Origin of the sequence: Streptomyces albiaxialis, from assembly GCF_039530985.1 — a bacterium.
Classification (GTDB): Bacteria; Actinomycetota; Actinomycetes; order Streptomycetales; family Streptomycetaceae; genus Streptomyces; species Streptomyces albiaxialis.
Window position 1 is genome coordinate 526002 of record NZ_BAAAPE010000001.1, and the last position, 18373, is coordinate 544374.

The 18373-nt window shown below is 73.4% G+C and carries 16 protein-coding genes; 9 read left to right on the plus strand and 7 right to left on the minus strand.

The genetic code is table 11. The features are described from left to right. Both ABD343_RS02405 and ABD343_RS02410 read right to left on the minus strand, forming a co-directional pair. Complete coding sequence (locus tag ABD343_RS02405) at positions 1-456, minus strand: nuclear transport factor 2 family protein (RefSeq protein WP_344523401.1); 456 nt, start codon at positions 454-456, stop codon at positions 1-3. A gap of 110 nt (positions 457-566) precedes the next feature. Continuing rightward, complete coding sequence (locus tag ABD343_RS02410; protein ID WP_344523403.1) at positions 567-941, minus strand: ArsR/SmtB family transcription factor; 375 nt, start codon at positions 939-941, stop codon at positions 567-569. Between the two features lie 119 nt (positions 942-1060). On the opposite strand from ABD343_RS02410, the gene ABD343_RS02415 reads away from it, so the two are divergent. Next, positions 1061-2290 carry an MFS transporter gene (locus ABD343_RS02415; protein ID WP_344523405.1) on the plus strand — a complete coding sequence of 410 codons (1230 nt, stop codon included), beginning with the start codon at positions 1061-1063 and terminating at the stop codon, positions 2288-2290. A gap of 338 nt (positions 2291-2628) precedes the next feature. Here the strand turns inward: ABD343_RS02415 and ABD343_RS02420 are convergent, their stop codons facing one another. Further along, entirely contained in the window at positions 2629-3336 is a 708-nt protein-coding gene (locus ABD343_RS02420) for a copper homeostasis protein CutC (protein ID WP_344523407.1), read from the minus strand. A gap of 78 nt (positions 3337-3414) precedes the next feature. Here ABD343_RS02420 and ABD343_RS02425 point away from each other — a divergent pair, with 78 nt between their 5' ends. Genes ABD343_RS02425 through ABD343_RS02435 form a run of 3 tightly spaced genes read left to right on the plus strand, consistent with a single transcriptional unit; the run spans position 3415 to position 9471 of the window. Next, positions 3415-4101: an HD domain-containing protein gene (locus tag ABD343_RS02425; RefSeq protein WP_344523409.1), complete on the plus strand. Its 687-nt coding sequence runs from the start codon at positions 3415-3417 to the stop codon at positions 4099-4101. A 23-nt stretch (positions 4102-4124) separates the two neighbouring features. Beyond that, positions 4125-5084 carry a D-2-hydroxyacid dehydrogenase family protein gene (locus tag ABD343_RS02430; protein ID WP_344523411.1) on the plus strand — a complete coding sequence of 320 codons (960 nt, stop codon included), beginning with the start codon at positions 4125-4127 and terminating at the stop codon, positions 5082-5084. A gap of 25 nt (positions 5085-5109) precedes the next feature. Further along, positions 5110-9471: an HD domain-containing protein gene (locus ABD343_RS02435; protein ID WP_344523413.1), complete on the plus strand. Its 4362-nt coding sequence runs from the start codon at positions 5110-5112 to the stop codon at positions 9469-9471. On the opposite strand, the gene ABD343_RS02440 is transcribed toward ABD343_RS02435, so the two are convergent. After that, complete coding sequence (locus ABD343_RS02440; RefSeq protein ID WP_425578084.1) at positions 9468-9941, minus strand: Uma2 family endonuclease; 474 nt, start codon at positions 9939-9941, stop codon at positions 9468-9470. The two genes, ABD343_RS02435 and ABD343_RS02440, sit on opposite strands and share 4 nt — an antisense overlap. A gap of 329 nt (positions 9942-10270) precedes the next feature. Here ABD343_RS02440 and ABD343_RS02445 point away from each other — a divergent pair, with 329 nt between their 5' ends. Further along, positions 10271-11536, plus strand: coding sequence for a Cmx/CmrA family chloramphenicol efflux MFS transporter (locus tag ABD343_RS02445; protein WP_344523415.1), 1266 nt, complete (start codon positions 10271-10273; stop codon positions 11534-11536). Here ABD343_RS02445 and ABD343_RS02450 read toward each other — a convergent pair. Continuing rightward, positions 11523-12359, minus strand: coding sequence for a methyltransferase domain-containing protein (locus ABD343_RS02450; protein ID WP_344523417.1), 837 nt, complete (start codon positions 12357-12359; stop codon positions 11523-11525). The two genes, ABD343_RS02445 and ABD343_RS02450, sit on opposite strands and share 14 nt — an antisense overlap. 71 nt (positions 12360-12430) lie before the next feature. Between ABD343_RS02450 and pdxR the strand changes: the two genes are divergently transcribed. Continuing rightward, positions 12431-13936 (plus strand): MocR-like pyridoxine biosynthesis transcription factor PdxR, encoded by a 1506-nt coding sequence (pdxR, locus tag ABD343_RS02455; RefSeq protein ID WP_344523419.1) that lies wholly within the window; start codon positions 12431-12433, stop codon positions 13934-13936. Between the two features lie 136 nt (positions 13937-14072). Here the strand turns inward: pdxR and ABD343_RS02460 are convergent, their stop codons facing one another. Together ABD343_RS02460 and ABD343_RS02465 are read right to left on the minus strand one after the other, a co-directional pair. Beyond that, a complete protein-coding gene (locus ABD343_RS02460) occupies positions 14073-14330 on the minus strand; it encodes a DUF4031 domain-containing protein (RefSeq protein ID WP_344523421.1) in 258 nt (85 codons plus the stop codon). After that, a complete protein-coding gene (locus ABD343_RS02465; protein ID WP_344523423.1) occupies positions 14327-14728 on the minus strand; it encodes a hypothetical protein in 402 nt (133 codons plus the stop codon). Before ABD343_RS02465 ends, ABD343_RS02460 begins: the two co-directional genes overlap by 4 nt. 59 nt (positions 14729-14787) lie before the next feature. Here ABD343_RS02465 and ABD343_RS02470 point away from each other — a divergent pair, with 59 nt between their 5' ends. The 3 genes from ABD343_RS02470 (at position 14788) to ABD343_RS02480 (ending at position 18365) form a co-directional block, all read left to right on the plus strand. Continuing rightward, a complete protein-coding gene (locus tag ABD343_RS02470; RefSeq protein WP_425578085.1) occupies positions 14788-15753 on the plus strand; it encodes a MurR/RpiR family transcriptional regulator in 966 nt (321 codons plus the stop codon). Positions 15754-15848: 95 nt separating this feature from the next. Then, a complete protein-coding gene (murQ, locus tag ABD343_RS02475; protein WP_344523425.1) occupies positions 15849-16805 on the plus strand; it encodes an N-acetylmuramic acid 6-phosphate etherase in 957 nt (318 codons plus the stop codon). Positions 16806-16844: 39 nt separating this feature from the next. Then, positions 16845-18365: a PTS transporter subunit EIIC gene (locus ABD343_RS02480; protein ID WP_344523427.1), complete on the plus strand. Its 1521-nt coding sequence runs from the start codon at positions 16845-16847 to the stop codon at positions 18363-18365. Positions 18366-18373: the final 8 nt, after the last annotated feature.

Genomic DNA, 18373 nt, shown 5'->3' on the forward strand with positions numbered 1-18373 from the left:
CTACGTGGCCTCCTCGCCGCTCGTCTCCTGGACGTTGGCCGGGGTCGCGACGGGCGTGAGATGCGTCAGGGCGCACAGCCAGCGGCCCTCGCGCCGTACGAACACGTCGGTCGTCCACTCGTCGGCGTCGTAGCGCTGGCCCCGGTAGTGCGCGGTGTTGGTGATGCGTCCGGTGACGACGGCGGTGTCCCCGTAGACCCGGACCCTGGCCTCCCCGGCGAGCCGCATCGCCGAGTGCGTCAGGTCCCCGGACGCGACGAGCGCGAGGAACTGCTCCCTGGTCGCGGGGCCCGTCGCACCGATGATCGTCCACTCCTCGGCCATGAAGGCGCCGATCCGCGCGGCGTCGTCGGACACGATCGCCTCCACCCAGTCCTCGGCGACCCGGAGCAGCAGCGCGCGCTCCCGCTCGCTCGCCTCACCCGTCTCATGGCCCGTCCCGTGCGCGTGCGTCATACGGGGATTATCGGGCGCGGCGCCCGCCGATGATCGCGATTCCGCGAAGAATCCCCCGGTGCGGGGTGGATGGGGGGGAAGGGTGCGGGCCGGCCGTGGGCGGTCGCGGGTCAGGCGCGGGGCGGCTGCCAGTCGGCGATGAGCCGGAGGAGGCCGGGGAATCGGGCCTCCAGGTCGTCGACACGGACCTGGTTGCGGCGCGAGAGGCCGTACTGGCGCTGCCGGATGAGCCCGGCCTCGCGCAGGGCGCGGAAGTGGTGCGTGAGCGAGGACTTGGGGCGGTCGAGCCCGAACCAGGTGCAGGTGTGGTCGTACTCCTCGGCCTCCAGCAGCAGCTTGCGCACCACGCCCAGCCGCAGCGGGTCGCTCAGCGCCGCCATCACCGCCTCCAGCCGGATCTCGTCGCGCGCGGGCTCCGGCAACGGCTCGGGCACGTCGCCGGGCGGCGGGGGCGGCACACGGAACGGGGTCGTGGCGGTGGTCATCGGGGCTCCTCTCGCGCTGAGCGACTCCATTGTACGAGTTGATTCGTACCGCCGGGCAGTGGTACGACTTCTCTCGTACTAGCAGTACGAGTCTTTTCGTACCACCCTCTGGAGCCCGCATGCCCGCGTCCGTCGCCACAGCCGTCGAGGCCGCCCCGCCCGCCTCGCCCGCCGCCGCCCCCTCCCGCCGCTGGGTCTGGCTCGCCGCCTGGCCCGTCGTCGCCGTGCTGGCCCTCTCCAACGAGCCCGCGCCGCTCTACGTCCTCTGGCAGCGCGACCTCGGCTTCTCCTCCGCGACCCTCACGCTGATCTACGCCTTCTACATCGCGGGGCTCCTCGGCACCCTCACCGTCGCGGGCACGCTCTCCGACCGCTTCGGGCGCAGACCGGTCCTGGTCCCCGGACTCGCCCTCGGCATCGTCGCCGGGGCCCTCTTCGCCACGGCGCACTCGGTGCCCGCGCTCTCCCTCGCACGGCTGCTGAGCGGCATCGCGGTCGGCGCGTTCCTCTCCGCGGGGCTCGCGGCCGTGACCGATGTGGCCGACCGTACGGACAAGCGGTTCGCCGGGCTCGTCGCGTCCTCGTCGATGGTCGGCGGCGCGGCGGTCGGCCCGCTGCTCGCCGGAGTGCTCTCCGAGACGCTGCCGGGCCCGTCGGTGACCGTGTTCGCCGTGCAGATCGCGCTGCTGCTGGCCGCGCTGCCGGTCGTGCTGCGGATGCCGCTGCCGGAGCGGGGGCGCGAGCCCCGTGCTGCCGCCGGGGGCCGCTGGATACGGATCCCCAACGCGCCCCGCCCGCACCGCCGTCAGCTCCTCCTCGGCCTCGCGGTCTTCGCGCCCGCCATCGCCGCGACCGGCTTCGTCCTCTCGCTCGGCCCGACGCTCCTGGCCGACCTGCTGCACACCAGCAGCCGGATCCTCTCCGGGGCCACGATCTTCGGGCTCTTCGCCGCCGCGACGGGCGTCCAGTTCGCGGCGCGCCGTCTGCGCACCCGTACGGACCTGCTGGCGGGCGCCGCGCTCACCGTGACCGGCATGGCGGCGCTCGCCCTCGCCGTCGCGACGACGTCGGTGGCCGCACTGCTCGCCTCGGCCGTCCTGGCGGGCCTGGGCCAGGGCCTCACCCAGCTCGGCGCCCTGACGATGCTCAGCGCGAACGTCCCCACGTCACGCCTCGCCGAGGCGAACGCGGCGCTCACGGCCGGGGGTTACCTCCTCGCGGGCCTCCTCCCGGTCGCCGCGGGCACCCTCAGCGACGCCACGACCCTCACGACGGGCACCGTCGTCTTCGCCCTCGCGATCACGACCCTCGTGACCACGGGAGCGATCACAGTCCTACGCCGCCCCTGAAAGCGCCCCGAAGGGGCGCACACCTACGCCCCAGCCTGGCGCAAGAGGGTGCCCGTTCAGGGGCGCGGGGAACTGCGCGACCGGCCCAGACGCGTCCGCACCCCGCGAAGCACAGCCCGGGGCACCCGAACCCGGCCCTTGCGCCGGGGCACCCGGCGAAGAGGGCTGCGCTTGCCAGCCCTCCGCCTCCGGCGCAGACCTCCCAAGCGCTCAAGGGAGAAGCGGGGCTTGCCCCATCAGGGCTCAGGGGCGCGGGGAACTGCGCGACCGGCCAGAACGCACCCGCACCCCGCGACAGCGGAACGGGGCACCCCGAACCCGGCAATCGGCTCTCGGCGTCAGCCGCCGAGCGCGTCGCGCCACACCCGTACCGATGACGCGCCGACCGGCCCGGCCCACCCGCCGGGCCGGGCGGCGCCACCGATGTGGAAGGCGGCGATGCCCGCCTCCCTCAGACCCGGCAGCCGCTCCAGCGTGAGGCCGCCCCCGACGAGGATCGAGGCCTCGTACCCGGGCTCGCCCGCACGCGTGCGGGCCGCCTCCTCGTACAGCGTCTCCAGGCCCTCGCCGACACCGTCCGGCGAGCCCGCGGTCAGATACGTGTCCAGACCCAGGTCCGGCACCTCGGCGAGCTGCTTGCGCAGCGCCGCGCGGTCGGCGGCGCGGTCGATCGCCCGGTGGAACGTCCACCGGCAGCCCCGGATCTCCTCCGCCAGCGCGGTGACCGCGGCCATGTCCGGCTGCCCGGCCTCGTCGAGGAAGCCCAGCACGAACTCCTCGGCCCCCTCCGCGCGCAGCTCGCGCGCCCGCGCGCACAGCGCCGCGATGCCCTCCTCGCCCCCGGCGGCGAAACCGTCGGCGAGCCGGAGCATCACCCGTGCCGGGATGTCGCAGGCGGCGCGGATCGCGGCGAACGTCTCACGCGCGGGCGAGAGACCGTCGGCGGCGATGTCGCTGACCACTTCGAGACGGTCGGCGCCTCCGGCCTGCGCGGCAGCCGCGTCCTCCGCGCTGAGCGCGATCACCTCAAGGATTGGTCTAGACATATCCCACAGACTGCCATACCGCGCCGTACCCCAGGTAGCCCTGGAAGACACCGATCACTCCGGAACACAATTGTCCTCATGAACGCGCCCGCCGCCCGCACACCCCACGACGACCTGCACGCCGTCCTCCTGTCCCGGTGGAACGCGCTGCTCCGCCGGGCACGGGGCGGCGCCACGTCCCCCGACCCCGCGCCGTACGGGCAGGACCTGCTCGGCCGCTGGGCCGAGCCCCAGCGCCGCTACCACGACCGCTCCCACCTCCTCGCCGTCCTCAACCGCGTGGACGAGCTGGCCCCGCACGTCTCCGGCGACGCCGGGTTCGAGCTGGACGCGGTGCTGCTCGCCGCCTGGTTCCACGACGCCGTCTACCGCCCCGACCGCAGCGAGAACGAGGAGCGCAGCGCCCGGCTCGCCGAGCGCGCCCTCCCCGAGGCAGGCGTCGCCGACGCGCTCACCGCCGAGACCGCCCGCCTGGTGCGCCTCACCGTCACCCACGACCCCACGGCCGACGACACGAACGGCGCCGTGCTGTGCGACGCCGACCTGGCCGTCCTCGCGGGCTCCCCCGAGGAGTACGCGCGCTACGCGGCCGACGTCCGCGAGGAGTACGGCTTCGTCCCCGACCCCCTCTTCCGCGAGGGCCGCGCCGAGGTGCTGCGACAGCTCCTCTCCCACGAGCGGCTCTTCCACACCCGTTACGGCCAGGACAACTGGGAGCACACCGCCCGCCGCAACCTCGCGACGGAGCTGGAGCTGCTGGCGTAACGGCGGCCGTATACGCTCGCACCATGCCGCTGCGCTGCGCCGTGCTCGACGACTACCAGGGGGTCGCCACGACCCTCGCCGACTGGAGCCCCCTGGAGGGCCAGGTCCAGGTCACCGCCTTCCGCGAGCATCTCGCGACCGAGGACGAACTGGCGGCGGCGCTCGCCGACTTCGAGTTCGTCGTCACGCTGCGCGAACGCGTCCCGTTCCCCGGCAGCCTGCTGGACCGGCTCCCCCGGCTGAAGCTGCTCATCGCCTCCGGGATGCGCAACTCCGTGATCGACTACGCCGCGGCCGAGCGTCTCGGCATCACCGTGTGCGGCACCGAGAGCACCCAGGCGCCCCCGGTCGAGCTGACCTGGGCCCTGCTGCTCGGCCTCGCGCGCGGCCTGGTGACGGAGGCGAACGGGCTGCGCGAGGGCGGCCCCTGGCAGTCCACGGTCGGCGCCGACCTCGCCGGGCGCCGCCTCGGACTGCTGGGGCTCGGCAGGATCGGTGCCCGGATGGCCCCCATCGGCGCCGCCTTCGGCATGGACGTCCTCGCCTGGAGCCGGAACCTCACCGCCGAACGCGCCGAGGCGGCGGGCGCCCGCCTCGCCGCCTCCAAGGAAGAGCTGCTGGAGAGCGCCGACTTCGTCTCCGTCCACCTCAAGCTGAGCGACCGTACGAGGGGTCTGCTGGGCGCCCCCGAACTCACGCTGATGAAGCCGACGGCCTACCTCATCAACACCTCACGCGCCGCCATCATCGACCAGGACGCGCTGCTCGCGGCGCTCCGCGAGGGCCGTATCGCGGGCGCGGGCCTCGACGTCTTCGACACCGAGCCCCTCCCCGCCGGCCACCCCCTCCGCACCGCCCCCCGCCTCCTGGCCACCCCGCACCTGGGCTACGTCACGGAGTCCAACTACCGCACGTACTACGGCCAGGCGGTCGAGGACATCGAGGCGTACCTGGCGGGTTCCCCGGTCCGGGTGCTGGGCTGAGGGCGGGCGGCCTAAAGTCTCCGGTGTGGACGAGGAGAAGACGCCGGAACCGCTGCCCATGGCCGCCCACAAGGCCCTCCTCCTCGGCGCGAGCGCGTACGACGACCATCCGCGCATCACCTCGCTCCCCTTCGTCCCCGAGGACCTGCAACGCCTCGCGGACGCGCTGAGCGAGCGCGGCTTCGCGAGCGCCGAGATCCCCGAGTCCCCGCGCGGCGCGACCCGCAACTTCCTCACGGCCCAGCTCACCCGCTTCCTGCGCGGCGCCGGGCCGGGCGACCGGCTCCTCGTCGTCCTCAGCGGCCACGGCATGAACTTCGGCGGCGACGACTACCTCATCCCCGAGGACGCGGTCCTGGACATGCCGCACTTCGAGGAGAGCTGCGTCCGTATCGACTGGTCCCGCGAGCTGGAACAGTCCCCCGCCGCCCAGGTCGTCTTCCTCGTCGACGCCTGCCGCGAGGGCATCGCCCAGGACACGATGTCCACCGGCGGCCCACCCGGCATGCGCCCCTGGGGCGACCGCGAGATCGCCGCGAACCTCCGCCGCAAAGTCGCCTACGTCTACGCCTGCTCGCCGGGCGAACTCGCGTTGTACGTGGGGTATTCGGGGACGACCGAGGGCGAGACCTTCAGCCTCTTCTCGCGGGCGGTGTGCGAGGTGGTGAAGCAACGGCCGGGTGCCGTGGACCTGGCGGCCTTCGAGACGGCGGTCCGGGAAAGGGTATCCGCGCTGCGTGCCGCGTACGCCCGCACGCGCCCGCCCCAGACGGTCCGCGTCCTGACGGACGTCCTCGACAAGCGGGCCTTCCCCGTCCTGCCGGGCCCGACGCGCGAGGCGGGCGCCCACGCGTGGGTACGGTCGGTGACACGGCACGCGGCATGGGACCGGGTCCCGGAGACGTGGCGGGACGAGGCGAGGGCCCGGGCGTCGAAGGTGGCGGAACGCCTGGCGGAGGCGTACGAGGAGGTGGCGCCGGGTCTCCGCGCCGACCCCTGGCACGACGCGGAGCTGGCCGAACGGACGTCCATCCGTACAGCGTTCCTCGTCGGCCGCATGCGCCGCGACGAGCCCCTGTCGCCCACGGAGGCGGCCCTCATCGCCCTCCTCCCCCTGGCGAGCCAGGCGCTGTGGGCCAGGGAGACGGCAGCGCTGACCCTGGCCCCGTCCTTCGTCCTGGGCTACCCGAGGCTGAACCGCCGCCTGGAGGGCGCGGGCCCGGTGCCGGAGATCGAGTGGTGGCTACGGCACCGCGCCGCGCTGCGCCGCCCGGAGGTGTACGCGCCGGACACGCTGAAGTCCCTGCTGGGCGAGGACGGGGACGAGGGCGTCACGCCCGACCGCCTGATCCGCCTCCTGAAGGACCAGCGCTCGGCCCCCTTCGGCCCGCCCGGCGACGACCTCACGGACGGCGTCCCGGTCGCCCCGAGCACGGCGTACGAACACGAGGTACGGGAACGCCTGGTGGCGGCGCTCACGAAAACGGGCCACGCGCTGGCCATCGACCCGGTGGACCTGCCGGAGGTCGTGGTCGAGCACGTGGGAATCTCGGACAGCGTGGACCTGACGGAGCTGCTGAGGACGGTCCGCAAGTCGGAGTGGATCGCGAGCGGGGTGGGCCGGGCGCTGAGCGCGGTGTGCGCACACCCGGCGGTGCAGATCGCCTTGCAGGAGCACGCGGGACGGGTGGACGGCCTGCTGCGGGCACTCAATGGGACGTCAGGGAAACACGACCCGGTGGCCTCACTCCCCCCGTTCGCGAACCCGGACCGCGTCCGCCTCGGCGGCAACACCCCACCGGGCCTCTCTTCCGGCATCCGCTTCCACCTCGCGGAGGACCGCGTACAGGAACTGCTGATCGGCGAGGACCTGTACGGGGACGCGGGGCTCGCGGTCCGGGAGCTGTACCAGAACGCGCTGGACGCGTGCCGGTACCGGGAGGCGAGGACGGAGTACCTGGTCCGGAGCGGTGCGGCTCTCCCCGCATGGGAGGGCCGGATCTCTTTCACACAGGGTGTGGATGAGCAGGGCCGCCCGTACCTGGACTGCGCCGACAACGGCATCGGCATGGGTGTGGAAGAGCTGAGCCACACCTTCTCCCAGGGCGGCTCCCGCTTCGTGGACTTGCCGGAGTACGTCGAGGAGTCGGCGGAATGGTCCCGCCTGGACCCGCCTGTGGAGCTGCACCCCAACAGCCGCTTCGGCATCGGGGTGTTGAGCTACTTCATGCTGGCCGACGAAATCACGGTCCACACCTGCCGCCTGGATCGGGAGGGCCGCCCGGGAAGGGAACTGCGGGTCACGATCGCGGGGCCCGGGAATCTGTTCCGGGTCGAGGACGTGGGGCCGGGCGAGGAGGCGGGCACGCGAGTCCGCCTCCACCTGACTCGCCGGGCGGCCCGCCGCTCGTGCGTGGACCAACTGCTGGACGTGCTGTGGGTCGCCGAGTACGCGACCCGGGCGGTGCACGGGTCCCGGGTGCGGGAGTGGGAGCCGGGGGTGCTGTGCGGGGAGGCGGTGGAGAAGCGGGCCCGTCCGGGCGACGTTTCCACTTCGGCCCGCTGTCACCCATCCTCGCGGCCGGACCTGTGGTGGTCGCAGGAAGAAGGGCTCGTCCTGGCGGACGGCCTCGCTCCCAGCGGCAAGCAGGACGCCGCACCGTACGGAATCGTCGCCAACCTCACGGGCCGTGACGCGCCGCGTCTCTCGGTGAACCGCCGGGAGACGCTCGCCTTCGACGCCGATCTGGTGCGGGAGCGCGCGCTCGACGCGCTGCCGAGCCTGTTCGCGCCCGGTGCCGGGGAGTTCGTCGTGCCGTGGTGGCTGCACTCGGTCAGCCGCGGGGACCCGGAATTCGCGGACGCCGCGACGGTGTACATGGACGAGCACGGGATCGGCTGGTCCGACGACCGCGTCCCCTTCACCGGAGTCGGCCTGTTCCTCCCGGACTCGATGCTGTGGCCGCTCGCCGGGCAGCGCGATGCCATGTGGTTCGAGGACGATGACGAGCTCCGGCACTCCCTGGATGAGACCGCCACGGTTGTCCGGACGCTTCCCGAATTCGTACTGCGCGGGAGGCTGGGGACGCTGCTGCACGCCACCGGAACGACCGTCCCGGTCCCCCCATGGAGCGCCCGGCCGTCGGATCTCCATCTGCTGACCGGAGCGCTCACGGCCGTGTCCGACTGGGAGTACGCCTTCCACGCGCCCGCGGCACATCCCGATGAGGAACCGACCCTGCGGGCCCTGAGCGGGGTGGACTGGCTGGACGAGACCGTTCCCGTACCGCCTCAGGCGGTGTTCCAGCGCGTCGGGGCCACACGCCGCCCGGCCGCCTATGTGACGGAGCGCCTGCGTCATCTGGGGTACGAGGTCGAGCCGTTGGGCGACGCTCACGACGTCACGCCCGACGACCTGCCGCTCCTCCGCCCCTTCTGGGAGGCGGAAGGCTGGCTGGCTCCCGGCGGCGAACTCCCGTCGGCCCAGCTCTCGTACAGCGCGGCACAGGCTGGAGTGTCACCACGGGAAGCGGCGGACCGGCTGCGCCGGCTCGGCTTCAGGGTGCCCGGCACCGGTCTGCCGCGCGAGTCTCCCTGGTCGGCGGACGAGACGGCGATTCTGAACGCGGCCTGGGATCTGCCCAGGAGCGGCGACGGAACGCACGACACCACGGTGCCGCTGGCCCGGGTCGTCCAGGCGGCCCATCGCACGGGGCACGCGGTCGGGGCCGTGCACCGGTTGCTGCGCGAGGCGGGGTTCCGCCCCGATCCGCGTGCCGAGTCGTTCGGCTTGCTCAGCGACGACGACAACCTCGTGCTGAGCGAAGTGCTGCCGTTGGAGTTCCCCGTCCCGATCGGCCCGATGTGGCACGCGGCGACGCTCCTGGACCGCCCCGTCAAGGACGTGGGGGTTCGTCTGCGCGAACTGGGCCACTCCGTCCCCGACCCGCTTCCGACCCCCTGGACGACCGACGGCGATCTGGCGATCGAGGCGCTCCGCCTTCACGCCCGGCTCCCCCACTCGGTACGTCGCGAACTGGCCTCCGGCGCCAGGATGAGCAGGGAAGCGCTCATCCACCTGACCCCGGGCAGCCCGTTCCCGGACGTCGAAGCCACGGCCCGCCTCGCCCGCCTCCTCGGCTACGAGCCGGAGGTCGGGACATACGCTTTTCCCCCAAACCAGAACCCTCAGGTCTCCCACCTCGGCCGAGTGCTGTACGCCCGCACGACCAACGAGGAGAGCCCCGCTCCCCCGCCCGGCCCCGGCCACATGACCCTCCGCGACCTCGCCCTCGCGGCGGCCCGCAGCCACGTCACCCTCCGCGAAGCGGCCAAGGTCGCCACCGAGCTCGGCATCCGCCACGACATCGAGGACTGGTTCGCCTAACGGACGAGGAACCCCGTGTCCAGCGCCGGATACGGGGCCGGCAGGCGCAGCGGGCGGCCGAAGGCGATCTCCGTCTTCTCCGCGTACGCGGAACCTTCCGGCTGGGAGAAGGCGTACGCCCTGCCTTCCTCGCGGTGGACGAGGACGTAGACCGGGACCCCGGCAGCGGCGTACGTCCGGTACTTCGGGCCGGTGTCCGTCTCGTGGTTGGACGAGGTGATCTCCCCGGCCAAGGCCAGCAGCTCGACCGGGTACCACCCTCGGTGGGCCTTGCGGTACGCCTCGTCCACCTCGCTCGGCTCGCGGTGCTGGACGTAGAAGTCCGGGATCACCAATGCCTGCGTACGCCCGCCCTTCGGCCCCGCCCGGTACCCGTTCCCGAAACCCGCCGTATGGAAGCCCGCTGAGCGGAGCTGGAAGTAGAGCTCGCCGGCGGCGTGATTGTGCTCGTTGTCAGGCTGCGGCGGCACGATTGCCATCCCCTCGACGCACTCCGGCCGAACGGGCACATCCGATGCCCGTTCGATCGCGATCAGTAGATCGATGGGGTCTTGTGGCTGGTTCGTCGGCTCAGGCATGGGATCGGCGCTCACGCTGTCCTCCGTCGTCTCTGTTGCCAGGCTACGCCTGGGCCAGATACCCCAGCAGGAGCGTCACAGGTGCGGGCGGGGCGGGGCCCGTACGGATTCCGGCGGCGATCACCCGATCGTGGTCGGCCGCGAGCTCCGTTCACACAGCCGTTGCGAAAGCTACATCTCACCCGGGAATGCCACTCCCGTCCCCCAGGTTGACTCCTGGCATGCCATCCGAAGCCCTCCCCGAGGTCGAGAAGTCGAGCCCTGCCCGTGTTCCCCTGGCCGTTTACGTGCTCGGCCTGGCCGTTTTTGCGCTGGGGACGTCGGAATTCATGTTGTCCGGGATTCTGCAGCCGCTGGCGCGGGACATGGGGGTGAGCATTCCGAAGGCGGGGATGCTGATCTCGGCGTTCGCGATCGGGATGGTCGTGGGGGCGCCGCTGCTCGCCGCCGCGACGCTCAAGCTGCCGCGGCGTACGACGCTGATCGCGCTGCTCATCGTCTTCATGCTGGGGCAGATAGCGGGGGCGCTCGCCCCGACGTACGGGGTGCTGTTCGTGTCCCGCGTCGTGAGCGCGCTCGCGTGTGCCGGGTTCTGGGCGGTCGGCGCGGCCGTCGCCGTGTCGCTCGTGCCGGTGAACGCGCGGGCCAAGGCCATGGCGATCATGGTGGGCGGGCTGAGCGTGGCGAACATCGCGGGGGTGCCCGCGGGCTCGTTCCTGGGGCAGCAGGCCGGCTGGCGGTCGGCGTTCTGGGCCGTGGCGGCGCTGGCCGCGATCGGGCTGGTCGGCGTGATCGCGTGCGTGCCCCGCACCGCGCCCGCGACCGGCGACGACGCCCCGAACCTGCGGCGCGAGCTGCGGATCTACCGCGACAAGCAGGTCTGGCTCGCCCTCCTCACGATCGCGCTCAACGCGGGCGCCGTCTTCGCCCTCTTCTCCTACCTCGGCCCGCTCCTCACCGATGTCGCCGGGCTCCCGGAGAGCTGGGTGCCGACCGTGCTCGGGCTGTTCGGGATCGGCGGGCTCGTCGGGACGGTGATCGGCGGGCGTATCGCGGACGCGCACCTGTTCGGGACGATGTACGGCGGCATCGCCGCCTCGACCGGCGTGCTGGCCCTCCTCGCGCTCCTCGCGGAGTACCGGTGGGCGGCGATCGCGCTCGCGCTGATGCTCGGCGTGACCGCCTTCACCACCGCCCCGGCCCTCAACGCGCGGATGTTCAACGTGGCGAACGCGGCCCCCACCCTCGCGGGCGCGACCACCACCGCCTCCTTCAACATCGGCAACACGGTCGGCCCCTGGCTCGGCGGCCTCGTCATCAGCGCCCACTGGGGGTACGAGGCGGTGGCGTGGACCGGTGCCGTGCTCGCCGCCGCGGGCGTCGCCGTCACCGCCGTCGCCTCGCGCGTGCAGCGCCGGGAGAGCGGGTCCCGGGTCGTGACGTCGAAGAGCGCCACACCCACGGCCGTCCGGGTCAGCGCGGACTGACCGCCACCGCCTTGAAGAAGCCGTAGTGGAACGTGCCGCCGCCCTCGGCCGTACGCCGCAGGTCCGCGACGCCGCGTTCCCAGTCGGCGGCCGTCATCATCCCGGCCGTTAGCGCCTCGTCCCGTACGCCCTCGACCATCGCCGTGAACGTGTTCCGGGTGAAGCTCTCCACCAGGTCGGGGCGTGAGTCGTCGACGTAGACCGTGCGGGGCGTGACGGTCACGTCCGTCAGCCCGGCCGAGGTCAGCAGCGGGTGCAGGCGGCGGCCGAGGAGGCCGTCGCCGCCCGCCGCGGCCTGGAGGCGTACGAGCGCGTCGACGGCCGCCCGCGCGTACGCGCTGTCGGGGTGGAAGAACGCCGAGCCGTGGTCGCCCTCGATCACGGTGAGCGTGCCGCCCGGCCGCAGCACGCGGCGCAGCGCGCGCAGAGCCGCGACGGGGTCGGGCAGGTGCTCCAGCACGAAGCAGACGAAGACGTGGTCGAACGCGCCGTCCGCGAAGGGGAGTTCGTGCAGGTCGGCCTCGTACCACGCCACGTCCGCGCCCGGCGCCTCGGCCGTCAGCCGCGCCCGCGCCTGCGCGAGCGAGTCCGGTGACACGTCGACGGCGGTGATCCGGGCGCCGGGGCTCCCGGCGACCAGGTGGACGGTCTGCGCGCCGACCCCGCACCCGGCCTCCAGGACCCGGCTGCCGGGCGGGTACGCGGTGTCGCCGTGCAGCAGTCCGGCGAGCGTGTCGGCCTGGTCGCCGAGCCTGCGGGCCTCGTACGGGGAGTACCCGTGGACGTAGCGCGGGGGCTCGGGCGGTCTCGTGGTGGTCGTCACTGGCGTCGCTCTCTTCTCTCTCTTCTCCCGGTTCGCGTGCTCCCCGCCAATCTCCCGCCCACAATGGTCCTGTGCCCAGGTCCAAAGAGAGCGCGGTGAACAGGTCCAAACAGCCCGGCTCCGACTTCCTCCAGCTCGACGTCGCCGAGGCGCCGCCCGGCGGGCTCGCCGACTGGCTCGCCCGGCGGCTGCGGCGCGCGATCTCCGACGGCCGCCTCCCGCTGGGCAGCACCCTGCCCGCCACCCGCGTCCTCGCCGCCGAGCTGCGCGTCTCGCGCGGCGTGGTGACGGAGGCGTACCAGCGGCTGGTGGAGGACGGGCACGTGGTGGGGCGGGGGCGGCGCGGGACGGTCGTCGTGTCCGTACCGTCGCCCACTCCCGTCGTTCCCGCCGAGCCGCCGGACGCCCCCGCCCCGGCCGCCCTCTTCGTCCCTTCGCCCACCGACGAGGTCTTCGAGACGCTGCGGGCCGCGCCCGCGCGCGTGGACCTCTCACCGGGGGTGCCGGATCTCGCGGCGTTCCCGCGCGCCGCCTGGCTGCGTGCCGAGCGCGCCGTGCTCACCGAGCTGCCCGCCGCCGCGCTCGGGTACGGCGACCCGCGCGGCGCCCCCGCGCTGCGCGCCGCGATCGCCCGCTGGCTCGCCCGCAACCGGGGCATCGCGGCGTCCCCGGACGAGGTGCTGGTGGTGAACGGCACGGCGCAGGCCCTCGTGCTCGCGGGCGAGGCCCTGCGCCGGGCGGGGTACGGCGCGATGGCGGTCGAGGAGCCGGGCTCCCTCGGCGTACGGCTGCACATCGCGCGCACGGGCCTCGCGACGCCGCCGGTCCCGGTGGACGAGGAGGGCGTACGGGTGGCCGGGCCGGGCGGGCTGCGCGCACTCGGCGCCGACGCCGTGCTGCTGACCCCGGCACACCAGTTCCCCACGGGCGTGGTGCTCAGCGGGGAACGGCGCCGGGCGCTGACGCGCTGGGCGGGGGAAAGGGACGGGCCCGGCGGGCTGATCATGGAGGACGACTACGACGCGGAGCACCGTTACGACCGCCCGCCCGTCCCCGCCCTGCGCTCCCTCCTCCCCGAACGGGTCTGCTACACCGGCAGCGTCTCCAAGCTCCTCGCGCCCGCGCTGCGCGTGGGCTGGGTGCTGGCGCCGCCGTGGCTGCACGCGGCAATGGTCGCCGCCAAGCGCCACGCCGACCTGGGCAACCCGGTGCTGCCGCAGCTCGTGCTGGCCCGGCTGATGGACTCGGGCGAACTGGAGCGCCAGTTGCGCCAGTTGCGCGTCCGGCACCGCCGCCGCCGGGACGCGATGGTGGCCGCGCTCCGGGAGCGGGTCCCGGAGGCGGTGGTGCACGGCGCGGCGGCGGGGCTGCACCTCATGGTCACGCTGGAGGGCCCGTACGGGGACGTGGACGACACCCGTCTCGCGGCCCGCGCTCTCGAACGGGGCGTCAAGACCCACCCCCTCACCTGGCACCGCCAGCGCCCCGGCCCCCCGGGCCTGGTCCTCGGCTACGCGGCCCGCACCCCGGGCGAAATCGAGGAGGGCATCGAGGAGTTGGCCCGCGCCCTCGCGTGAGGGCCTCGTGCGGGTGCGCCCCGAAAGGGGTGCGGGGAACTGCGCGGGCGACCACGACGAAGGCCGCACCCCGCAACGGCGAAAAGGGGCACCCCCGGACCCGGCCCACGGACAAGCCGCACCGGAACGGAACCCGTCACCTCTTGCGGCGTCGCAGCCCCGCCTCGGTCAGTCTCCGGACCAGCTCCTTGCTGCCGACCTCCACGGCCCCGGCGGCCACCGCGTCCGCGTACCGCCCGCTCGGCACGTCGTAGTGGTCGCGGTCGAAGGCGCGGCGGGGGCAGCCGATACGGGCGGCGAAGTCGTGCAGCTCCTCGTAGGAGTGGTCGCTGACCAGGTGCGACCACATGCGGCCGTGCCCGGGCCACTGGGGCGGGTCGATGAGCACCGTCACACGCGCTCCCGCAGCGCGCCCACCCGCGCGACCACCGTCATCGTCTTGCCGCACACCCAGTGCGGGTCCTCGCCCAGCTCGGGCTCGACATCCATCGCGTGCGGGTCGGCGCCGACACAGACGGGGCACACGGGCCACCGCCCGTACCGCTCCAGCAGGGCGTCCTGGACGTCCTGGGCGACGAGCCCGTCCACGTAGGCGACGCCGTCGGGCCATTCGCCGACCCACCAGCGGCGGTGCGTGATGGACTCCTCGACGAGGGAGACGATGTCGGCGCGCGCGACGCCACTCGCCTCCAGGTCCGCGAGGATCAGCGCCCGCGCGGCGTGCAGCGCCTTCTCCAGGCTCGATGAATCCGGTCCGTCCGGTGTCGGGCCCGCTTCCGATTCCGCTTCCATACCTCCATTGCACCACCTGACCCATTGACGCGGCGCACGCCTGAAAATATCTTCCAAGGGTGACGAGCAATGTGAAGGAAACTTTCTCCCTCCCCTCGCGGCCCCCGAACCAGACGCGGGGGACGGCGGCCCCGGGCAGGACGCCGGGACCGACCGCGCTGGCCGCGAAGGTGCGGACCATGGCCCCGTCGATGACGCGCTCCATGCAGCGCGTCGCCGAGGCCGTCGCCGGGGACCCGGCGGGCTGCGCGCAGCTCACCGTCACGGGGCTCGCGGAGCGCACCGGCACGAGCGAGGCCACGGTCGTGCGGACGTCACGCCTGCTCGGCTATCCCGGGTACCGGGACCTGCGGCTGGCGCTCGCCGGGCTCGCGGCCCAGCAGGAGTCGGGCGCCGCGCCCGCCGTCACGGCCGACATCGCGGTGGACGACCCGATAGGGGAGGTCGTCGCCAAGCTCGCCCTCGACGAGCAGCAGACCCTCGCCGACACGGCCGCCGGGCTCGACACGGCGCAGGTCGAGGCCGCCGTGATGGCGCTGACCGCGGCCCGCCGCATCGATGTGTACGGGGTGGGGGCCTCGGGCCTCGTGGCCCAGGACCTCGCACAGAAGCTGCTGCGCATCGGGCTCGTCGCGCACACCCACGCCGACCCGCACCTCGCGGTCACCAACGCGGTGCAGTTGCGCGCGGGCGACGTCGCCGTGGCGATCACCCACTCGGGCCGCACGGTGGACGTCATAGAGCCGCTGCGCGTCGCCTTCGACCGCGGGGCGACCACCCTCGCGATCACCGGCCGCCCGGAGGGCGAGATCGCGCAGTACGCGGACCATGTCCTCACCACCTCCACCGCCCGCGAGAGCGAGCTGCGCCCCGCCGCCATGTCGAGCAGGACGAGCCAGTTGCTGGTCGTGGACTGCCTGTTCATAGGAGTCGCGCAGCGTACGTACGAGACGGCGGCCCCGGCCCTGTCCGCGTCGTACGAGGCGCTGGCCCACCGCCACTCGCCGCGCCCCCGCGCCCGCTGACCACGGGACACGCGAAGCACCGCGCCCGCGCCCGTACAAGCGCCCGCGTACGACGAGTCCCTTCCCTGCCCGAACGCAGAAAGAGCCGCGCCCTCATGACCACGCACCCGACAGATCCCTCCGTCTCCTCCTCGCTGCGCGCCCAGTTGGAGACGCTCACCACCGAGGCGTTCCGCAGCGAGCTGTCCGAGATCGACCGGCTGCCCACGCTGGAGATCGCGCAGATCATGAACGGTGAGGACGCCACGGTCGCCACCGCCGTCGCCGAGCAGCTCCCCCGCATCGCCGCGGCGATCGACGGCACGGCGGAGCGCATGGCCCGCGGCGGCCGGCTGATCTACGCGGGCGCGGGCACGGCGGGCCGGCTCGGCGTGCTGGACGCGAGCGAGTGCCCGCCCACCTTCAACACCGCGCCGGGCCAGGTCCTGGGCCTCATCGCGGGCGGCCCCAGCGCGCTGGTGACGGCCGTCGAGGGCGCCGAGGACAGCAAGGAGATGGCCGCCGCCGACCTCGACGAACTGGAGCTGCGCGCCGAGGACACGGTCGTCGGCATCTCCGCCTCGGGCCGTACGCCGTACGCGATCGGCGCCGTCGAGCACGCCCACGACGGATACGGGGCGCTGACCATCGGCCTGTCCTGCAACGCGGACTCGGCGCTCGCCGCCGCCGCCGACCACGGCATCGAGGTCGTCGTCGGCCCCGAACTGCTGACCGGCTCCACCCGGCTGAAGGCGGGCACGGCCCAGAAGCTCGTCCTCAACATGCTCTCGACGCTGACCATGATCCGGCTCGGCAAGACGTACGGGAACCTGATGGTCGACGTCCGGGCCTCCAACGACAAGCTGCGGGCGCGCTCCCGGCGCATCGTCGCGCTGGCCACAGGCGCGCCCGACGACGAGATCGAGGCGGCGCTCGCCGCCACCGACGGCGAGGTCAAGAACGCGATCCTCACCCTCCTCGGCGACGTCGACGGCCCCACCGCCGCGCGGCTCCTCGCCGAGTCCGGCGGCCACCTGCGCGCCGCGCTCAAGTCCGCGACCAGAACCCCCTGAACCACTGCCCAGCACCACTCGAAGAAGAGCGACTGCACCATGAGCACTGAGAACAGCGCGGCCCGCGAGATCGCTGCGGCGATCCTCCCGCTCGTCGGCGGGGCCGGGAACGTCACGTCCGTCACCCACTGCATGACCCGCATGCGCCTCGGCCTCGCCGACCGCTCCCTCGTCCGGGACGAGCCGCTCAAGGCGCTCCCGGACGTGATGGGCGTCGTCGAGGACGACACGTACCAGATCGTGCTCGGGCCGGGGAAGGTCGCCCGGGTCACCCCCGAGTTCGAGTCCCTGGTCGAGGAGGAGAAGGCCGCGGCGCCGCCCGTCACGGCGCGGGAGCTGGCCGACCGGGGCGCCGCGATCCGCGCGGAGCGCAAGCAGCGGAACGCGACGCCGGTGAAGCTGATGCTGCGCCGCGTCGCCAACATCTTCGTGCCGCTCATCCCCGCGCTCATCGGCTGCGGCATCGTCGCGGGCATCAACGGCCTGCTGACCAACCTCGAATGGCTGCCCTCCCTCACCCCGGCCCTCACCGCCATCGCCACCGGCTTCATGTCGCTGATCGCGGTGTTCGTGGGCGTCAACACGGCCAAGGAGTTCGGCGGCACCCCGGTGCTCGGCGGCGCGGCGGCCGCGGTGATCGTCTTCCCGGGCGTCGCGGACGTCTCCGCCTTCGGCGAGAAACTCGCGCCGGGCCAGGGCGGCGTGCTGGGCGCGCTCTTCGCGGCACTACTCGCGGTGTACGTGGAGAAGGCGTGCCGCCGGGTCGTCCCCCAGGCCCTCGACGTCCTGCTCACGCCCACCGTCACGGTCCTGGTCGCGGGCCTGGTCACGCTCTACGGACTGATGTTCGTCTGCGGCGAGCTGTCCACGGGCATCGGCCACGTCGCGAACTGGCTGCTGGAACACGGCGGCGCCTTCGCGGGCTTCGTCCTCGGCGGCCTCTTCCTGCCCCTGGTCATGCTGGGCCTGCACCAGGCCCTCATCCCCATCCACACCACGCTCATCGAGCAGGACGGCTTCACGGTCCTCCTCCCCATCCTGGCGATGGCGGGAGCGGGCCAGGTGGGCGCGGCCCTGGCGATCTATCTCCGCCTCCGCCGCAACACCTCGATCCGTACGACGATCAAGTCGGCGCTCCCGGCGGGCTTCCTCGGCGTCGGCGAGCCGCTGATCTACGGCGTCTCGCTCCCCCTCGGCCGCCCCTTCATCACGGCCTGCGTGGGCGGCGCCTTCGGCGGCGGCGTGGTCGGCCTCTTCTACCAGCTCGGCACCTCGGTCGGCTCCACCGCCATCGGCCCCTCCGGCTGGGCCCTCTTCCCCCTCCTCAAGGGCAACCACTCCCTCGGCGCCATCGCCGCCATCTATGCCCTCGGCCTCGCCGCCGGCTATGTGGCGGGCTTCCTGGCCACCTACTTCTTCGGCTTCAGCAAGCAGATGCTCCTCGACCTGAACACCGAACAGGACTCCCCGGAACCGGTCGCCGGCTCGGAGATCGAGGGCACGCCTCCGAACCCGACCGCGACCCCCGCCCCGGCCCCGGCCCCGGGCTCACTCGTATGACTGAAGCA